Source organism: Brevibacterium pigmentatum, from assembly GCF_011617465.1.
GTDB lineage: Bacteria > Actinomycetota > Actinomycetes > Actinomycetales > Brevibacteriaceae > Brevibacterium > Brevibacterium pigmentatum.
Window position 1 is genome coordinate 1,942,321 of record NZ_CP050153.1, and the last position, 14,858, is coordinate 1,957,178.

A 14,858-nucleotide genomic window follows, 5' to 3' on the forward strand; every position below is an offset into this window, starting at 1 on the left:
GCACTGACACGAGAATCCTTCTTATCCCTCTTTCCACTCATCATTCATTCCATAGATTCGATTCGTTTTCGTTTCCGATGGTGACACTCGCACACCCGACCCGGGCCACCGGTGCTGTGTCCAGACAACGTGCCCAGACGATGAGTCAGCGACGGCGCATCCGGGTAGGGTGACGTCATGACCGACGAAGCCCACGAGACCAGTACGCACGAATCCTCGACGCGTGATTCCTATGACGCGATCGCCCAGACCTATACGGAATGGATCGCCGATGAGCTCACCGCGAAACCTCATGACCGCGCAGTGCTCGGGGCCTTCTCCGAACTCGTCCTCGGCACCGGTTCAGCCGAGGTCCTCGACATGGGCTGCGGTCCGGGTCGCATCACTTCGTTCCTCGCCGCCCTCGGACTCGAGCCGCGCGGACTCGACCTCTCCCCTGCCATGGTCGAACTCGCTCGGGGCCTCTATCCGACACTTCCGTTCGACGTCGGATCGATGACCGCACTGCCCTATGCCGATGATTCCTTCTCCGGTCTCGTCGCCTGGTATTCGACCATCCACATCCCCGATGAGGAGCTTTCAACCGTCTTCGCCGAGGCGGCTCGCGTCCTTCGTCCGGGCGGCTGGTTCCAGCTGGCGTTTCAGCTCGGCGATCGAGTCGATCACTTCTCCGATCTCGCAGGCTTCGACGTCGACCTCGACTTCCACCGACGCTCGATCGATGACGTGCTCACCGCCCTTGCCCCTCATGGTTTCGTTCCGGCCACCCGTCTCGAACGCGAACCCGATCGGGCAGGCCGCTTTCCGGAGACGACTGGGCAGGGGTACCTCCTCGTGCGTAAGGCCAGTCTCTGAGGTGAGAAGATGAGGGGGATATGAATATCGACATCGTCTTCCATACTCCCGAGATCCCCGGCAACACCGGAAACGCCATCCGGCTTGCCGCGGTCACCGGGGCCCATCTTCATCTCGTCGAGCCCCTCGGCTTCGATCTCTCCGATGCGAAGCTGCGCCGCGCCGGGCTCGACTATCACGACCTCGCCCATGTCACCGTCCATCCATCGATCGACGAACTGTGGAGCCACCTCGGTGAGCGTCGGGTGATCGCGTTCAGCACGCACACGGACAATTCCTTCGCCGAGGTCGAGTACCAAGACGGCGACGTCCTCCTCTTCGGGCGCGAGTCGACGGGGCTGCCCGACGAGGTCATCGACGACGACCATGTGGACATGGCGGTGCGGATCCCGATGCTGCCGGCACGCCGTTCGCTCAACCTGGCGAATTCGGCATCCATCGCCATCTACGAAGCCTGGCGTCAGCACGGCTACGCAGGCGCCTGAACCCGCGTAGACTTCTTCGCGAACGCTTTACCTGAAAGGACCATAATGACCGCAAAGGTGCTCACCGTCGCCGGATCCGACGTATCCGGAGGAGCCGGACTCGAAGCCGACCTGAAGATGTTCGACGAATACGGTGCCTTCGGCACTGCCGCCGTCACCTGCATCGTCACCTTCGATCCCAATGACGGATTCGCCCACGTCCTCGAGTTCATCGAACCAGAGGTCGTCACCCGTCAGCTCGAATCGACGATGGCCGTGCACGAGTTCAGCGCCATCAAGTCCGGAATGCTCGGCTCCGTCGATTCGGCTCTAGTCCTCGCCGAGAAGCTGAAGACCAACGATCTGCCGTACGTCTTCGACCCTGTGCTCGTGTGCAAGGGCGCAGGCACCATGGTCGACCTCAAGGATCTCTTCGTCGAGAACCTCGTACCTCTGGCCACCGTCGTCACCCCGAACCTCGAAGAGGCCGCGACCCTGGCCGGGGTCGGCCCCATCGACTCCGTCGAAGGCATGGTCGAGGCCGCGAAGATCATCCACGGGCAGGGTGCGAAGAACGTCGTCGTCAAGGGCGGAGCCCGTCTCGCCGGAGACGATGCCATCGACATCCTCTTCGATGGTGAGAACGTGACGACTCTGCGTTCGCGCAAGGTCAACAACAAGCTCGTCAACGGCGCAGGCTGCTCCTTCGCTTCCTCGATCGCTGCTGGCATCGCCACCGGTCTGGACATCAAGGACGCGGTCGTCTCCGCGAAGGAGAAGGTCGCTCACGGAATCGCGAACTGCCTCGACAACGCCACCGGCGTCGCCTCGCTCTACCATCCGGCGGCTCGGGTGAGTCCCTCCCCCGAGGTCTCGGTCACCGTCGACTGATCACTGCTGCCGTAGCTGCGTCCCCGCGGGGACGCAGCCGGACGCAATCCCGCCGGAACGTCCGCGCGGGGACGCGGCCGACGTGCAGACAGCCAGTCCGCAGACAGCAGATTGCCCCGCACACCATTCGGTGTGCGGGGCAATCTGTATGAAGCTGTTGGGAACGCCAGAGATCAGCGCTTGCCGAAGCCCTTGTAGCGGTCCTTGAACTTCTCCACGCGGCCGGCGGAGTCGAGGATGCGCTGCTTGCCCGTGTAGAACGGGTGCGAAGCGGACGAGATCTCGACGTCGATCACGGGGTAGGTGTTGCCGTCTTCCCACTCGATGGTCTTGTCGCTCTTAGCGGTGGAGCGGGTGAGGAACTTGGTGCCGGAAGCCAGATCGTTGAACACGATCGGCGCGTATTCCGGGTGGATGTCCTTCTTCATTTTCTTACCTCTGCTGAATTCTTTCAGGCGCCTGATATGGGTCCGACCCATCTGCCAGTGCCCGAATTCGTCTGCTGGACACGCTCCGAACCGTAGGAACCGGACACGGAGCGACAGTCAATTCTAACTGATGGTCGTCAGCAAAGCGATTCGACACGGATCTCCTACACTGTGGCCATGACCACGAAGGAACGCCTGTCCACTCAGTTCACTCTCCAACCTGCCGCCACCGCTCCGGAACTCATGGCCGAATCGACGGCTGCCGCTCTGCCGACGGTCACCGGCGATGTCGACGTCTTCGCCATCGATCCGCAGATCGCCGGCACCGCTGCTCTCCTCGGGGCCACGGATCTGCCGCCGGCCACCTCGGCGAACTGCGTCCTCGTCGCCGGTTCGCGAGGCGGTGAAGAACGCATCGCCGCATGCATGGTGCTCGCGAACACGCGCGCCGATGTCAACAAACGAGTCAAGAAGCTCCTCGACGTCCGCAAGGCGTCGTTCCTCCCGCTCGAGCGCGCCGTCAGCGAGTCCGGGATGGAGTACGGCGGGATCGGTCCGATCGGACTGCCGGAGAACTATCGGGTGCTCATCGATTCCCGCGTCGCCGCTGCCGACGAGCTCATCATCGGTTCCGGTATCCGCGGCTCCAAGCTGCTTCTCTCCGGGTCAACGCTGGCGTCCCTGCCCGGCGCCGAGGTAATCGAGGACCTGGCCAACGACATCGAGTGACCGTGTCCCTCAGTCAAACACCAGCTGTCCGTCCAGCCCCACCGGCGTGCCAGTTGCCCACCGTCAGTTCAGTCCCGCTCGTTCGATGACGAAGTCGATGAGCGGGGCGTAGAGGTTGGGCACGACGTCGTCATCGAGTGGGATGGTCGCCTCGATCTGTCCCTGCGCCTCGGCGACGAAGAGGGCCGGATCGTTGCAGTCGGCGTAGCCGATGGTCCGCAGTCCCCTGCTCGCGGCGGCTCCGGCCCACCCGTGGTCGGCCACGACGAGGTCGGGAGCCGATCCGCCGCGGGCGGCGACATCGTCGAGCAGAGCGTGCATGGGCTCGGCCAGGTGGGTGTGCGGGCTGCCGCCGTGGAGATGCCAGGTCCATACGTCGTCGATCTGCCGGACGTCGCCCCCGATCTCCGGGACCGGGATGAAGTGATCGCGGAAGTCGATGACCGCGCCGGCGTACTTCGCGGCCCGGGCGATGGCCATGTGCACGGGCAGCAGTCCGGCCGGGTGACCGGTGGCGAAGAGGATCCGGCCACCTGCCCGGGTGACTTCACCGACTGCCTCGGCGAGTCTCTCCAGTGCGTCGATGCAGGCGTCGGTGGAGATCGTGTCCACCCCTTCGACGAAGTCGGGATCCGGTCGCAGTCCGCAGCGTTCGACCATGAGCGCGAACACCGAGTCATAGTCCCAGCCGCGGGTGAGTTCGACGCCGAAGTCGAACTGCCGTTCCTGGGCGAGGAAGCGGTGGATGTGGGAGAGGTTGTTCTCCCTGGGAGTGGCGACCTCCCCGGTGATCCGTCCGGCTTCAAGGGCATGGGCTAGAGTGCTGCGGTTCATCGGCATTCGCTCGCTCTCGACAGTGGTTCTGGTCAATATGTCTCCGGGACGATCATACGAATGATGAGAGCAATCATCAGATCCTTCTCGGTGGGATCGCTCATAGCGACCAGCAGAATGATGGCTGCCAGAGCATTGTTAGCGATGCGCTGATGTCCGTCGCGGCCGTCACCGTGCTCATTTCCGAAGAGTTGATCGTTGGGAAACCTCTGTGCCACACGTCGGATGATGTCGCGCGCACCTTCCAACGTCAGCGACCAGTCCGGCGCAGTATTCGGAGACGCAATGATGCTGCCCTCATCGAAGTCGCGCAGAAGTGAAAAGCTCGGCACATAGGTCGAAAGCACATCCGCCACTCCCGACACCAGTTCGTCATTCGACCGGGCCAGTACGGACACGATCGTGCCGATCTCAGACAGCCTCCGTTCATTGAGCGCGGCGCCATCGATCGCATATCGCCGGAGAACGTCGTTCGCCCATTTCCGAAAGCGAACTCCCTCGGCCGATTTCACCCGGTATCCGACAGAGAGCACCAGGTCGAGGTCGTAGTGTTCGACCTGGTAGGTCTTGCCGTCCGAGGCAGTTGTCGCAAATTTTGCGACAACTGGAAGGCCCGCCAGCTCTTCGCGTTGGGCATTCGCGATGTGCTTGCCGATAGTCTTGATATCCCGCCCGAACAGCTCAGCCAGCTGTTTTCGTGTCAGCCACACAGAACCCCGTGCAGTGCGGACATCCAAGCGGACTCCGCCATCTTCAGTTCGAAAGATTTCCACTGACTCGATCATGATGACACCGTAGCCTGAGGCACTGACTCAGCCTCACCCCTCCTGTAGGGCGAAGCAGGTGACCGCTGAGGCAGCTGCGACGTTGAGGGAGTCCACTCCCCCGCTCATGGGGATCATCACGGTCGAGTCGCAGGCGGCGATCGTCGATCTCTTCAGCCCGTCTCCTTCGGTGCCGAAGACTACCGCGGTGCGTTCGGGTGCGGTAGCGGCGAACTCGCGCAGGCTCACCGAATCATCGTCGAGTGCCAGAGCCGCGACATGGAATCCGGCCTCCTGGAGCTCGGCGATCCCGCCGGGCCAGGTCTCGATGCGCGTCCACGGCACTTGGAAGACCGTGCCCATCGACACACGGATCGAGCGGCGATAGAGCGGATCGGCGCAGCGCGGGGTCACGAGCACGGCATCGGCGCCGAACGCAGCGGCGGAGCGGAAGATCGCACCGACGTTCGTATGGTCGACGATGTCTTCGATGATGACGATGCGCCTGGCGTCCTCGACCAGGGAAGCGACCGGGGCCAGGACAGATCGGCCCATCGCGGCCAGGGCACCTCGGTGCAGGTGGAATCCGGTCAGTGTTTCGACGGCGGCATCCGTGCCGATGAAGATCGGCACATCGCTCTCAGAAATGATGTCGGCTAAGTCGAACAGCCACTTCGGGCTGGTCAGGAACGATCGGGGTGACAGACCGGCGGCATGAGCGCGGCGGATGATCTTCGAGGACTCGGCGATGAACAGCCCCTCGGCGGGTTCGCGGACGCTGCGCAGGGCGACATCGGTCAGCTGCGTGTAGTCGCGCATGCCCTCGAGGCGCCCGTGCGGGCCGTCGCTCGGACCGGCCCCTGAATTCCCGGCCTCCACGCCGTCGGCAGCCAGGTCCGCTTCGTCGAAGAAACGCAGACGCTCGACGGCGATCCCGAGTTCGGCGGACCGGTCGATGACCTGCTGACGGGTCAGGGGGGCCTTGGCCGGAGTGTTCACAGCGCAATTCCGTTCACAGTGTGAGGATCCTCCAGATCGCGACGAGACCGAGCGCGACGATGACGGCGCGCAGCAGCACCGGCGAGAACTTCCGACCGATGCGGGCACCGAAGTACCCGCCGATGAGGGAGCCGATGGCAATGCAGATCACGGCGATCCAGTTGATCCGGTCGTGACCGACGATGATGTACGTGCTCGCCGAGACCGTGTTGACGACGAGGACGAGGACGTTCTTCAGTCCGTTGAGTCGCTGCAGATCATCGGGCAGCAGAAGACCGAGCAGGGCGATGAGGATGATGCCCTGGGCCGCGGCGAAGTAGCCTCCGTAGATCGCGGTGAGGAAGACGACGAGGAGCACGGCGATGTACCGGCCGGTGGACAGTCGATCCCCCACCGAGGCAGCCCGATGCTCGACGCCTGCGGCCTCGGCCCGGCGCAGGGACCGGTGCTTCAGATACCGCGAGAGATACGGCTGCCCCACGACCATGATCAGAGCCACGACGAGGAGGACGGGCACGATCGTCTCGAACGCATCCTCGGGCAGGTGCAGCAGCAGATACGCCCCGGTCAGCGACCCGAGCAGCGAGGCGGGAACGAACCCGAGGATCCGCTTCCACTGCCCCCGCAGCTCTTCGCGGTACCCGAACGAGGACGCGATGTTGCCGGGGATGAGACCGACCGCATTGCTCATCGTCGACACCACCGGCGGCACTCCGAAGGCGACGAGCGCCGGGAAGGTGATGAGCGTGCCGGAGCCGACGACGGCGTTGATGCCGCCCGCCGCGATTCCGGCGACGATGACGAGGCCGATCTGCCACGGTTCGAGGCTCAGATTCGCCAGGAACTCCATGCTCAGATCGCGGAGCGAGCGTGGTAGCGCTGACCGTCCCGGGTGAGCTTGACGTCGAGGCCGAATGTCGCCGCGAGGTTCTCCGCCGTCAGGGTCTCCTCGATCGGGCCCGCGACCAGATCGGTGCCCTCGGAGAGCAGCAGCACATGCGTGATGCCCTCCGGGATCTCCTCGACATGATGGGTGACCATGATCGTGGCCGGTGCCCACTTCGACGAGAGGATCTCCGAGAGCGCACCGAGCAGCTCTTCGCGTCCGCCGAAGTCGAGTCCGGAGGCCGGCTCGTCGAGCAGCAGCAGCTCCGGGTCGGTCATGAGTGCGCGCGCGATCTGCACGCGCTTGCGCTCGCCTTCGGACAGCGTGCCGAAGGTGCGATCGGCCAGATGCGTGATGTGGAACGCGGCCAGCAGATCGCGGGCGCGTTCGATGTCGTCCTGCTCGTATTCCTCGACCCAGCGTCCGGTGACGCCGTAGGCGGCGGTGAGCACGGTGTCGAGCACCGCTTCGGAACTCGGAATGCGGTTGGCCAGAATCGTCGAGGCATAGCCGATCCGCGGGCGCAGTTCGAACACGTCGACGCGCCCGAGCTGCTCCTCGAGGATGGTGGCCGTACCCGTCGTCGGATGCATGCGACCGGCCGCCAGTTCGAGCAGGGTCGTCTTGCCCGCACCATTGGGTCCGAGCACCGCCCAGTGCTCGCCTTCGGCGACGGTCAGCGAGAAATCGTCGAGGAGGAAATTGGTCCCCCGGCGCACGGACACAGAATCCAGATTCAGGACTTCACTCATATCCTCAGACTCTATCGCAGACGAGCCGTCTATCCTGGTTCGACATGGACCTCACGACCGACTCACTGCTGCTGACCCTGGCGCTCAATCACCGTCTGCGCTCGACCCTGCCTCCTGACGAGGTCTCCTCTGCCTTCCTCGACGACGATCGTGATGTTCCTCTCATCGTCTCCGATGAGGTCTTCGACTCGGCCGTGCCCACCGGTCTGCTGCTGTTCATCGCCGAGGCGGCCGCCGCCGGAATCACTCATGCGCGCTTGGCACTGCACCACCCGTCCCTGCCGCATACGACTCCCCCGGTCGATCGCACCGCCAGGACGAAGGTCGGACGCCACACTGCCCCCGTGGTCCTCCATCGCGGCGACGAGCAGGCCGCGATCGCCCTCATCGGCGCCGAGGCGAACGTGGAGATCATCGCCTGTGCGCCCACCGTCTTCCGCCCCGTCACGGTCGGGTCCGCCCCCGAGGCGCTGCGGCGCCTGCGCCTGCTGGTGATGGAGGGCCTGCGCCTCGTCGAGACCATCGACGTTCCCGAGGACTGGCGGCAGGGGCCGTGGCGTGACTGGCAGGAGGAGCTGTCGACGATGCATCCGATCTCCCGGCTCATCCCCACCGAGGCGGATTCCCGCGCGATCTACGCCGCCCTCGACATCCACCACCGGATGCGCACGGTGCTCGCCCCTGCGACGGTCGCCCCGCCCGAGTTCGGTGCGCTGCTGTCTCAGCTGCACCCCGCCGCCGCGGACTACATCATGGCTGTGGCTACGATGAAGGGGTGAATGAGACGCCTCAGGCCACCGCCTCCCAGATCCCCGTCCAGCTGCTCGTCATGGACGTCGATTCGACGTTCATCAACGAGGAGGTCATCGACCTCATCGCCGCCCACGCCGGAGTCGGAGACAAGGTCGCCGACATCACCGAACGGGCCATGGCCGGCGAACTCGACTTCGCCGCTTCCCTGGCCGAACGGGTCGCCCTGCTGACCGGACTGCCGGAGACCGTGCTCGATGAGGTCCGCGAGCAGATCACCCTCACCGAGGGGGCCGCCGACCTGGTCGCGGCAGTGCACTCCTCCGGCGGCCAGGTGGCGCTGGTGTCGGGCGGCTTCACCGCCATCATCGCTCCCGTCGCCGCACAGCTGGGCATCACCGATGTCTTCGCCAACGGTCTCGACATCGATGACGGGCTGCTGACCGGGCGGACGAACGGCCGTGTCATCGACCCGAGCGCAAAGGCCGAGATCTTCGAGGATCTGCTGGCTGCCGGCGGATACGACCGTGCCGCCTCGGTGGCGATCGGCGACGGCGCCAATGACATCGGCATGGTCGAAGCCGCCGGTCTCGGAATCGCCTTCTGCGCGAAACCGGCCCTCGCCGCCGCAGCAGACGCGTCCGTGGAGACACGCGACCTGCGAGCCGTCATCGACCTGGTCGCTGCGCGTGCGGACGTGTGAGCGATACCTCCGAGGGTGTGGCACCGGCGCCATTGACCACTGACTGACCGAAGACGCCTGTGGCGCTGACGATTGCTTCGTCAGCGCCACAGGCTTCTTGTCGACAGATCGCGTCGGTCAGGCGGTGCGTTCAGACTCCGTGGAAGACCCGGATCTGTGGGGACGGGTAGTGGCCCGGCTCCACGTCCCAGCTCTCGAGGTCGAAGACCGCGATCGACGAGGGACGGAACGTATCGGGAACCCCGCCTTCCGGATTGAGGTGGCCGACCACCTCGGCGACGGTCGGCTGATGGCCCACGATATACGCGCACTGCGCATCCGCGGGGATCGAGTTGATCGCATCCAGCCAGTCGTCGACGGACCCGGAGTACAGCGAAGGATCCTCGCGCAGGGTCAGGTCACCCGGTTCGTCGAGAGTTCCTCCCTGAGCGCGGTTGACGGCTTCGACGACGGCCTGTCCGGTCTGCACGGTGCGCCTGGCTGCCGAGGCGATGGCCACATCGGGTGACCAGCGCTCGGCGATCTCGGCTCCGGCCTCGACCGCTTGAGCCAGACCCTTCGAGTCCAGGGACCGTTCGAAGTCGGTCGGACCGTGCGCTTCCGCCTTGGCGTGGCGGGCGAGGATGAGCACAGGCATGAGTGGTCTCAGGCGCCAGTGGAGTGGAATCCGCCGTCGACGTGGATCATCTCGCCGGTAGTGGCGGGGAACCAGTCGGAGAGCAGGGCGACGATGGCCTTGCCGGCAGGAGTGGTGTCCTTCTGGTCCCAGCCCAGGGGTGCGCGGTCGCCCCACATGTCTTCGAGCGTTCCGAAGCCGGGGATGGAGGTTGCGGCGGTGGTCTTCAGCGGTCCGGCCGAGACGAGATTGACGCGCACGCCGTCTTCGCCGACGTACTTGGCGAGGTAGCGGGCGGTCGATTCGAAGGCGGCCTTGGCCACACCCATCCAGTCGTAGACCGGCCAGGAGATGGTCGCGTCGAAGGTCAGTCCGACGATTCCGGCGCCCTTGTTGAGCACGGGCTTCGCGGCCACGGCGATGGCCTTGAGCGAGTAGGCGGAGACGTGGATGGCCGCGGACACAGAGTCCCAAGGCGTGTCGAGGAAGACTCCGCCGAGGGCGTCCTTCGGAGCGAAGGCGATGGCGTGGACGATTCCGTCGATATTGCCGCCGAGGCGCTCGGGCAGGGCCGCGAGGTCCTCTTCGTTCGTGGCGTCGAGTTCGATGACCTGCGGGGTCTGGGGCAGGCGTTCGGCGATCACCTGAGTGATCTTCATCTGGCGGCCGAAGCTCGAGAGGATGACCTCGGCTCCCTGCTCCTGTGCGATACGGGCAGCGGCGAAGGCGATCGACGCCTCGGTGAGCACGCCGGTGACGAGAATGCGCTTTCCGTCAAGAATTCCCATGGTGGTCCTTTCGAAAGGAAGGTGGTTGCGTGTGCATGACGCCGCTTCGGGCGGTGTCTCTGTATCGAAGTCTACGGGCTGTGGCCCGGCCGGGCCGCATCGTCTGCGACCCAGGATCCGGTTGTAACCGGCCCAGCGCCGTCTGAGTCAGTGGCCCATGCCCAGTCCGCCGTCGACGGGGATGACGGCACCGGAGATGTAGGCGGCTTCGTCGGAGGCCATCCAGCGGACGACCTTGGCGACCTCAGCGGGTTCGGCGAACCGCTTGGCCGGGATGGTGGCGAGATATTCCTTCTGCTGCTTCTCGCTGAGCTCATCGGTCATGTCCGTGCGGATGAAGCCCGGGGCGACGACATTGGCGGTGATTCCGCGGGAGCCGATTTCACGGGTGATGGAGCGGGCGAAGCCGACGAGTCCGGCCTTCGAGGCCGAATAGTTCGCCTGGCCGGGCACTCCGTAGAGACCCGACACCGAGGAGATGAGGACGATGCGGCCCTTCTTCGCTCGGATCATGCCGGTGATGCCGCGCTTGACGGTGCGGAACGCGCCGGTGAGATTCGTGTTGATGACGGATTCGAACTCATCATCGTTCATCCGCATGAGCAGGTTGTCGGCGGTGATTCCGGCATTGGCCACGACGACCTCGACGGGGCCGAGCTTCTCCTCGATCTCGGTGAATGCCCGATCGATCGAGTCGCTGTCGGTGACATCGGCGGCCACTGCCAGCGCCCCTTCCGGGGCCTGACCGTTGCGGGAGGTGACTGCCACCTTGTCCCCCTGGGCGAGGAATTCCTCGGCGATGGTGCGACCGATTCCGCGGTTGCCGCCGGTGACGAGGACTGTGCGTGGATCTGACACGTTGGTCTCCTGTTGATCGACTGTGTTCTTCAAATCTATCGTGGACAAACCTATCCTGTCCTTTGGTCGATGGATACGACTCTCACAAAGGACGAGTATCATGTTTGGCAGTCATCGATCGAAGAAGGATATGGTCAGGCACTCTCAGCAGATCACAACGGCAGACACCGCCCTTGATGACGATATGCGGTCTCGGATCATCAAGTATTCGATCACCATGGGCATCAGGACGGCCTGCTTCGTGGGCGCCTATTTCGCTTTCGTCGCCGATCTGCACATCCTCATGTGGATCTGCGTGGCCGGAGCTGTCGTCCTCCCCTATCCGGCGGTGATCTTCGCCAATGCGGGCCGCGAACGCACCCGAGATGATCGTTCCGCCCTGCTCGAACAGGCCCCGCTGGCAGAGCTGCCGCCGGCGCGCGGTGAGACGATCTCCGGCGACACCCTCGGAGGGGAGACGGTCGACGACCCAGATCCCCGGGGCGGCTCAGATCCCCGAGGCGGCTCCCCTGACGAGACCGATCCAGGCGCGGATCACCGGCACGAAACGATCCGGGGCGAGACGGTCCCGGACGAGACCATCCCGGACGAGACCTTCCAAGGTGAGACCGTCGACGACAACGACGAGGACAGGAGGGACCAGGCTTGAGCGAGCAGCTGCAGTGTTCCGCGAAGGAATGCCGGGCGTTCGCGACTCGCGCCCTGCTGTGGAACAATCCCCGCGTCCACACTCCCGAGCGGAAGAAGACGTGGTTGGCCTGTGATGAGCACCTCGACTATCTGCGTGACTTCCTGACTCTGCGCGACTTCTTCATCACCGACGTCTCCGTCGACGAGATTCCGGAGGACGCAGGTTGAGCCGCTATTCGTTCCTCTTCTCCGCACGCTGGCTCAAATACATCGCCATGGCGATCATCGTCATCATCGCCTGCGTGTTCCTCGCCCTGTGGCAGAAGGACCGCCGCGATCAGCGGGAGCAGGAGATCGCGACGATCACCGCGAACTACTCCGCCGAACCCGTCGACATCACCTCGGTGCTCTCGACACCGAATTCGACGCTGGAGACCACCGATGAGTGGACCCAGGTGGAGCTGACCGGATCGTTCTCCGACGAGGACACCGTCCTCGCACGCAACCGGACGGTCGAAGACAAACCCGGCTTCTATGTGGTGACTCCGTTCGAGATCACCGGCGGATCGACGATCGCCGTCGTCCGCGGCTTCACCGCCGAACAGGATTCCGTGCCGCCCGCTCCTCGGGGTGAGCAGACCGTGATCGCTCATCTGCGTCCCGCTCAGGACGGATCCGAGGATGAGAATCCGAAGGGCCTCATCAAAGCCATCGATCCCGCGCGCATTCCGGGAATGGACGATGCCTATGCACATGTCTACGTCGAGGCCTCACCGGCGGAGACAGGCGGTGCCCCGGAAGAGGGGCTGACCCCGCTGCCGATGCCCGAGCTCGATCCGGGCAACCACCTGTCCTATATGCTCCAGTGGTTCGCCTTCGGAATCATGATCATCATCGCCGTGGTCATCTCGGCCCGACGTGAGCACAAGGCAGCCGCCGAGGCGGTCGAGCACGGCGCTGTCGAGAACGAAATGGTCGTCATCGATAAGGCCGCCCTCGACGCGGGCGCGAAGATCAGCCAGCCCGGCAGCCGCTATGGCCGCAACCGCTGGGCCTCGCCCACCGTGCGCGGGCAGGCCGAAGCCGAGGAGGATGCCCTGTTCGAGGAGCGCTTTCGCTCAAAGTGAGCTTGCTCAGGCGAGCGTGACGAGATCGAGGTACGTGTCGTTCCACAGGTCCTCGTCACCGTCGGGCAGCAGCAGCACGCGGTCGGGGTCGAGCGCGGACACCGCACCCTCATCGTGGGTGACGAGCACGATCGCACCTTCGTAGCGGCGGATCGCCGAGAGGATCTCCTCGCGGGACGCCGGATCGAGGTTGTTCGTCGGCTCGTCGAGCAGCAGCACGTTCGCGCTCGAGACCACAAGGGTGGCCAGCGCCAGACGTGTCTTCTCTCCACCGGAGAGCACCCCGGCGGGTTTGTGCACATCATCACCGCTGAAGAGGAACGAACCGAGCACATTGCGCACCGCGGTGTCGTCGAGGTGCGGGGAGTTCCGCGACATGTTCTCCAGCACTGTGCGCTCGAGGTCGAGAGTCTCATGCTCCTGCGCATAGTAGCCGAGCTTGAGGCCGTGTCCGGGCACGACTTCTCCGGAGTCGGGTTCGTCGAGTCCGGCGAGCAGACGCAGCAGCGTCGTCTTGCCGGCACCGTTGTAGCCGAGCACGACGACTCGTGTGCCCTTGTCGATGGCGAGATCGACACCGGTGAACACCTCGGTCGACCCGAAGCTGCGAGAGAGTCCTTCAGCCGTCAGCGGCACACGTCCGCAGTCGGCCGGGGCCGGGAAGCGCAGATTCGCGACCTTCTCCGTGGCGCGTTCGTCCTCGAGCCCAGCGAGCAGTCGGTCGGCACGCTTGGCCATCTGCTGGGCGGCGACGGTCTTCGTCGCCTTCGCCATCATCTTGTTCGCCTGAGCGTTGAGCGCCGCGGCCTTCTTCTCGGCATTGGCACGTTCGCGGCGGCGACGCCGCTCATCGTCCTCACGCTGTTTGAGGTAGAGCCGGTAGCCCATCGAATAGATGTCGATGGTCTGACGGGTGGCGTCGAGGAAGAAGACCTTGTTGACCACTTCGTCGATGAGATCGAGGTCGTGGCTGATGATGATCAGACCACCGGAGTAGGCCTTGAGATGGTCGCGCAGCCACAGCACGGATTCGGCGTCGAGGTGGTTCGTCGGCTCGTCGAGGATCATCGTGTCCGGAGCCGAGAACAGGATCCGGGCGAGCTCGACGCGGCGGCGCTGACCGCCGGAGAGGGTGCCGATCTCCTGACTGATGAGGGCTTCGTCGAGGCCGAGATTCGCAGCGATGGCGAAGGCTTCGGATTCGGCGGCATAACCGCCGGCGGCGATGAATTCGGCTTCGATGCGCGGGTACCGATCGATGGCCTTCGTCGCCACCTTCTCATCCGGCGAAGCCATCTGACGTTCGGCCTTGCGCAGACGTTTGACGAGGACGTCGAGGTCGCGCACCGAGAGGATGCGCTCCATGCCGGTGGCGGTGAGGTCGCCGCTGCGCGGGTCCTGCGGCAGGTAGCCGACGGTGCCGGAGATCGATACGGATCCCGATTGAGCGGGGTGTCCGCCCATGATCACCTTGGTCAGGGTCGTCTTGCCGGCGCCGTTGCGCCCGACGAGACCGACACGGTCGCCCTTGTCGACGCGGAAGGACACCTCAGACATGAGGGTGCGGGCGCCGACGGCGACTTCGAGGCCGGAGGCCTGAATCATTCTGTCTCCAAACTGCGGCCGATGAGTTCGGCCAGGAATTCTTGGGGGTGGATGCCGCGAGCCTGTGCCCGGGCGACGAGTTCATCTGCGACTGCGGACGGCACCTGACACGACACGACGGTGGTGGCCGGCGCAGCCTCTGCGGTGGCGTGCTCGGTGAGGACATCCTCGTGCAGGGA

The 14,858-nt window shown here is 64.7% G+C and carries 19 protein-coding genes; 9 read left to right on the top strand and 10 right to left on the bottom strand.

What is annotated here, in order from left to right:
* The first annotated feature begins 177 nt into the window (after positions 1 to 177).
* Genes GUY30_RS08845 through GUY30_RS08855 form a run of 3 tightly spaced genes read left to right on the top strand, consistent with a single transcriptional unit; the run spans position 178 to position 2,210 of the window.
* Positions 178 to 855: a class I SAM-dependent methyltransferase gene (locus GUY30_RS08845; protein WP_167196372.1), complete on the top strand. Its 678-nt coding sequence runs from the start codon at positions 178 to 180 to the stop codon at positions 853 to 855.
* 20 nt (positions 856 to 875) lie between these two features.
* Positions 876 to 1,340 carry a tRNA (cytidine(34)-2'-O)-methyltransferase gene (locus GUY30_RS08850; protein WP_167196375.1) on the top strand — a complete coding sequence of 155 codons (465 nt, stop codon included), beginning with the start codon at positions 876 to 878 and terminating at the stop codon, positions 1,338 to 1,340.
* 45 nt (positions 1,341 to 1,385) lie between these two features.
* A complete protein-coding gene (locus GUY30_RS08855; protein ID WP_167196378.1) occupies positions 1,386 to 2,210 on the top strand; it encodes a PfkB family carbohydrate kinase in 825 nt (274 codons plus the stop codon).
* A gap of 173 nt (positions 2,211 to 2,383) precedes the next feature.
* Here the strand turns inward: GUY30_RS08855 and GUY30_RS08860 are convergent, their stop codons facing one another.
* A complete protein-coding gene (locus GUY30_RS08860) occupies positions 2,384 to 2,638 on the bottom strand; it encodes a type B 50S ribosomal protein L31 (protein WP_009375892.1) in 255 nt (84 codons plus the stop codon).
* Between the two features lie 177 nt (positions 2,639 to 2,815).
* Between GUY30_RS08860 and GUY30_RS08865 the strand changes: the two genes are divergently transcribed.
* On the top strand, positions 2,816 to 3,367 hold the full coding sequence (locus tag GUY30_RS08865) for a YbaK/EbsC family protein (protein WP_167196381.1): 552 nt from the start codon (positions 2,816 to 2,818) through the stop codon (positions 3,365 to 3,367).
* 63 nt (positions 3,368 to 3,430) lie between these two features.
* Here the strand turns inward: GUY30_RS08865 and GUY30_RS08870 are convergent, their stop codons facing one another.
* Genes GUY30_RS08870 through GUY30_RS08890 form a run of 5 tightly spaced genes read right to left on the bottom strand, consistent with a single transcriptional unit; the run spans position 3,431 to position 7,602 of the window.
* Positions 3,431 to 4,201, bottom strand: a complete 771-nt coding sequence (locus GUY30_RS08870; RefSeq protein ID WP_167196384.1) for a phosphatase — start codon at positions 4,199 to 4,201, stop codon at positions 3,431 to 3,433.
* Positions 4,202 to 4,233: 32 nt separating this feature from the next.
* Complete coding sequence (gene rhuM, locus GUY30_RS08875; RefSeq protein ID WP_208091506.1) at positions 4,234 to 4,986, bottom strand: RhuM family protein; 753 nt, start codon at positions 4,984 to 4,986, stop codon at positions 4,234 to 4,236.
* A gap of 33 nt (positions 4,987 to 5,019) precedes the next feature.
* Positions 5,020 to 5,964: a TrmH family RNA methyltransferase gene (locus GUY30_RS08880; protein WP_228281838.1), complete on the bottom strand. Its 945-nt coding sequence runs from the start codon at positions 5,962 to 5,964 to the stop codon at positions 5,020 to 5,022.
* A 13-nt stretch (positions 5,965 to 5,977) separates the two neighbouring features.
* Complete coding sequence (locus GUY30_RS08885; RefSeq protein WP_167196387.1) at positions 5,978 to 6,814, bottom strand: sulfite exporter TauE/SafE family protein; 837 nt, start codon at positions 6,812 to 6,814, stop codon at positions 5,978 to 5,980.
* 2 nt (positions 6,815 to 6,816) lie between these two features.
* Positions 6,817 to 7,602: an ABC transporter ATP-binding protein gene (locus tag GUY30_RS08890; protein ID WP_167196390.1), complete on the bottom strand. Its 786-nt coding sequence runs from the start codon at positions 7,600 to 7,602 to the stop codon at positions 6,817 to 6,819.
* A 44-nt stretch (positions 7,603 to 7,646) separates the two neighbouring features.
* Between GUY30_RS08890 and GUY30_RS08895 the strand changes: the two genes are divergently transcribed.
* Both GUY30_RS08895 and serB read left to right on the top strand, forming a co-directional pair.
* Complete coding sequence (locus tag GUY30_RS08895) at positions 7,647 to 8,381, top strand: hypothetical protein (RefSeq protein ID WP_167196393.1); 735 nt, start codon at positions 7,647 to 7,649, stop codon at positions 8,379 to 8,381.
* Positions 8,378 to 9,055, top strand: coding sequence for a phosphoserine phosphatase SerB (gene serB, locus GUY30_RS08900; RefSeq protein ID WP_228281843.1), 678 nt, complete (start codon positions 8,378 to 8,380; stop codon positions 9,053 to 9,055). The genes GUY30_RS08895 and serB overlap by 4 nt, the downstream gene beginning before the upstream one ends.
* Before the next feature lie 130 nt (positions 9,056 to 9,185).
* Here serB and GUY30_RS08905 read toward each other — a convergent pair whose 3' ends face one another.
* From GUY30_RS08905 to GUY30_RS08915, 3 genes are all read right to left on the bottom strand, one after another.
* Positions 9,186 to 9,692, bottom strand: coding sequence for a SixA phosphatase family protein (locus tag GUY30_RS08905; protein WP_167196396.1), 507 nt, complete (start codon positions 9,690 to 9,692; stop codon positions 9,186 to 9,188).
* 8 nt (positions 9,693 to 9,700) lie between these two features.
* A complete protein-coding gene (fabI, locus tag GUY30_RS08910) occupies positions 9,701 to 10,459 on the bottom strand; it encodes an enoyl-ACP reductase FabI (protein WP_167196399.1) in 759 nt (252 codons plus the stop codon).
* A 147-nt stretch (positions 10,460 to 10,606) separates the two neighbouring features.
* Positions 10,607 to 11,317: a beta-ketoacyl-ACP reductase gene (locus GUY30_RS08915; protein ID WP_167196402.1), complete on the bottom strand. Its 711-nt coding sequence runs from the start codon at positions 11,315 to 11,317 to the stop codon at positions 10,607 to 10,609.
* A gap of 100 nt (positions 11,318 to 11,417) precedes the next feature.
* Here GUY30_RS08915 and GUY30_RS08920 point away from each other — a divergent pair, with 100 nt between their 5' ends.
* From GUY30_RS08920 to GUY30_RS08930, 3 genes are read left to right on the top strand one after another with little or no spacing between them, the layout of a single operon-like run.
* Positions 11,418 to 11,966 carry a DUF3099 domain-containing protein gene (locus tag GUY30_RS08920; protein ID WP_228281845.1) on the top strand — a complete coding sequence of 183 codons (549 nt, stop codon included), beginning with the start codon at positions 11,418 to 11,420 and terminating at the stop codon, positions 11,964 to 11,966.
* Complete coding sequence (locus GUY30_RS08925; RefSeq protein WP_101544269.1) at positions 11,963 to 12,175, top strand: hypothetical protein; 213 nt, start codon at positions 11,963 to 11,965, stop codon at positions 12,173 to 12,175. Before GUY30_RS08920 ends, GUY30_RS08925 begins: the two co-directional genes overlap by 4 nt.
* Positions 12,172 to 13,074: an SURF1 family cytochrome oxidase biogenesis protein gene (locus GUY30_RS08930; protein ID WP_167196405.1), complete on the top strand. Its 903-nt coding sequence runs from the start codon at positions 12,172 to 12,174 to the stop codon at positions 13,072 to 13,074. The genes GUY30_RS08925 and GUY30_RS08930 overlap by 4 nt, the downstream gene beginning before the upstream one ends.
* 6 nt (positions 13,075 to 13,080) lie before the next feature.
* Here the strand turns inward: GUY30_RS08930 and GUY30_RS08935 are convergent, their stop codons facing one another.
* Complete coding sequence (locus GUY30_RS08935; RefSeq protein ID WP_092013696.1) at positions 13,081 to 14,679, bottom strand: ABC-F family ATP-binding cassette domain-containing protein; 1,599 nt, start codon at positions 14,677 to 14,679, stop codon at positions 13,081 to 13,083.
* Positions 14,680 to 14,858: the final 179 nt, after the last annotated feature.

Bases quoted from the DNA above. Each gene is read 5' to 3' on its own strand.
- GUY30_RS08920 (WP_228281845.1), top strand. From the start codon at position 11,418: ATGTTTGGCAGTCATCGATCGAAGAAGGATATGGTCAGGCACTCTCAG.
- GUY30_RS08865 (WP_167196381.1), top strand. From the start codon at position 2,816: ATGACCACGAAGGAACGCCTGTCCACTCAGTTCACTCTCCAACCTGCC.
- GUY30_RS08885 (WP_167196387.1), bottom strand. From the start codon at position 6,814: ATGGAGTTCCTGGCGAATCTGAGCCTCGAACCGTGGCAGATCGGCCTC.
- GUY30_RS08845 (WP_167196372.1), top strand. From the start codon at position 178: ATGACCGACGAAGCCCACGAGACCAGTACGCACGAATCCTCGACGCGT.
- rhuM (WP_208091506.1), bottom strand. From the start codon at position 4,986: ATGATCGAGTCAGTGGAAATCTTTCGAACTGAAGATGGCGGAGTCCGC.
- GUY30_RS08850 (WP_167196375.1), top strand. From the start codon at position 876: ATGAATATCGACATCGTCTTCCATACTCCCGAGATCCCCGGCAACACC.
- GUY30_RS08870 (WP_167196384.1), bottom strand. From the start codon at position 4,201: ATGAACCGCAGCACTCTAGCCCATGCCCTTGAAGCCGGACGGATCACC.
- GUY30_RS08855 (WP_167196378.1), top strand. From the start codon at position 1,386: ATGACCGCAAAGGTGCTCACCGTCGCCGGATCCGACGTATCCGGAGGA.
- GUY30_RS08895 (WP_167196393.1), top strand. From the start codon at position 7,647: ATGGACCTCACGACCGACTCACTGCTGCTGACCCTGGCGCTCAATCAC.
- GUY30_RS08860 (WP_009375892.1), bottom strand. From the start codon at position 2,638: ATGAAGAAGGACATCCACCCGGAATACGCGCCGATCGTGTTCAACGAT.
- GUY30_RS08905 (WP_167196396.1), bottom strand. From the start codon at position 9,692: ATGCCTGTGCTCATCCTCGCCCGCCACGCCAAGGCGGAAGCGCACGGT.
- GUY30_RS08935 (WP_092013696.1), bottom strand. From the start codon at position 14,679: ATGATTCAGGCCTCCGGCCTCGAAGTCGCCGTCGGCGCCCGCACCCTC.
- GUY30_RS08890 (WP_167196390.1), bottom strand. From the start codon at position 7,602: ATGAGTGAAGTCCTGAATCTGGATTCTGTGTCCGTGCGCCGGGGGACC.
- fabI (WP_167196399.1), bottom strand. From the start codon at position 10,459: ATGGGAATTCTTGACGGAAAGCGCATTCTCGTCACCGGCGTGCTCACC.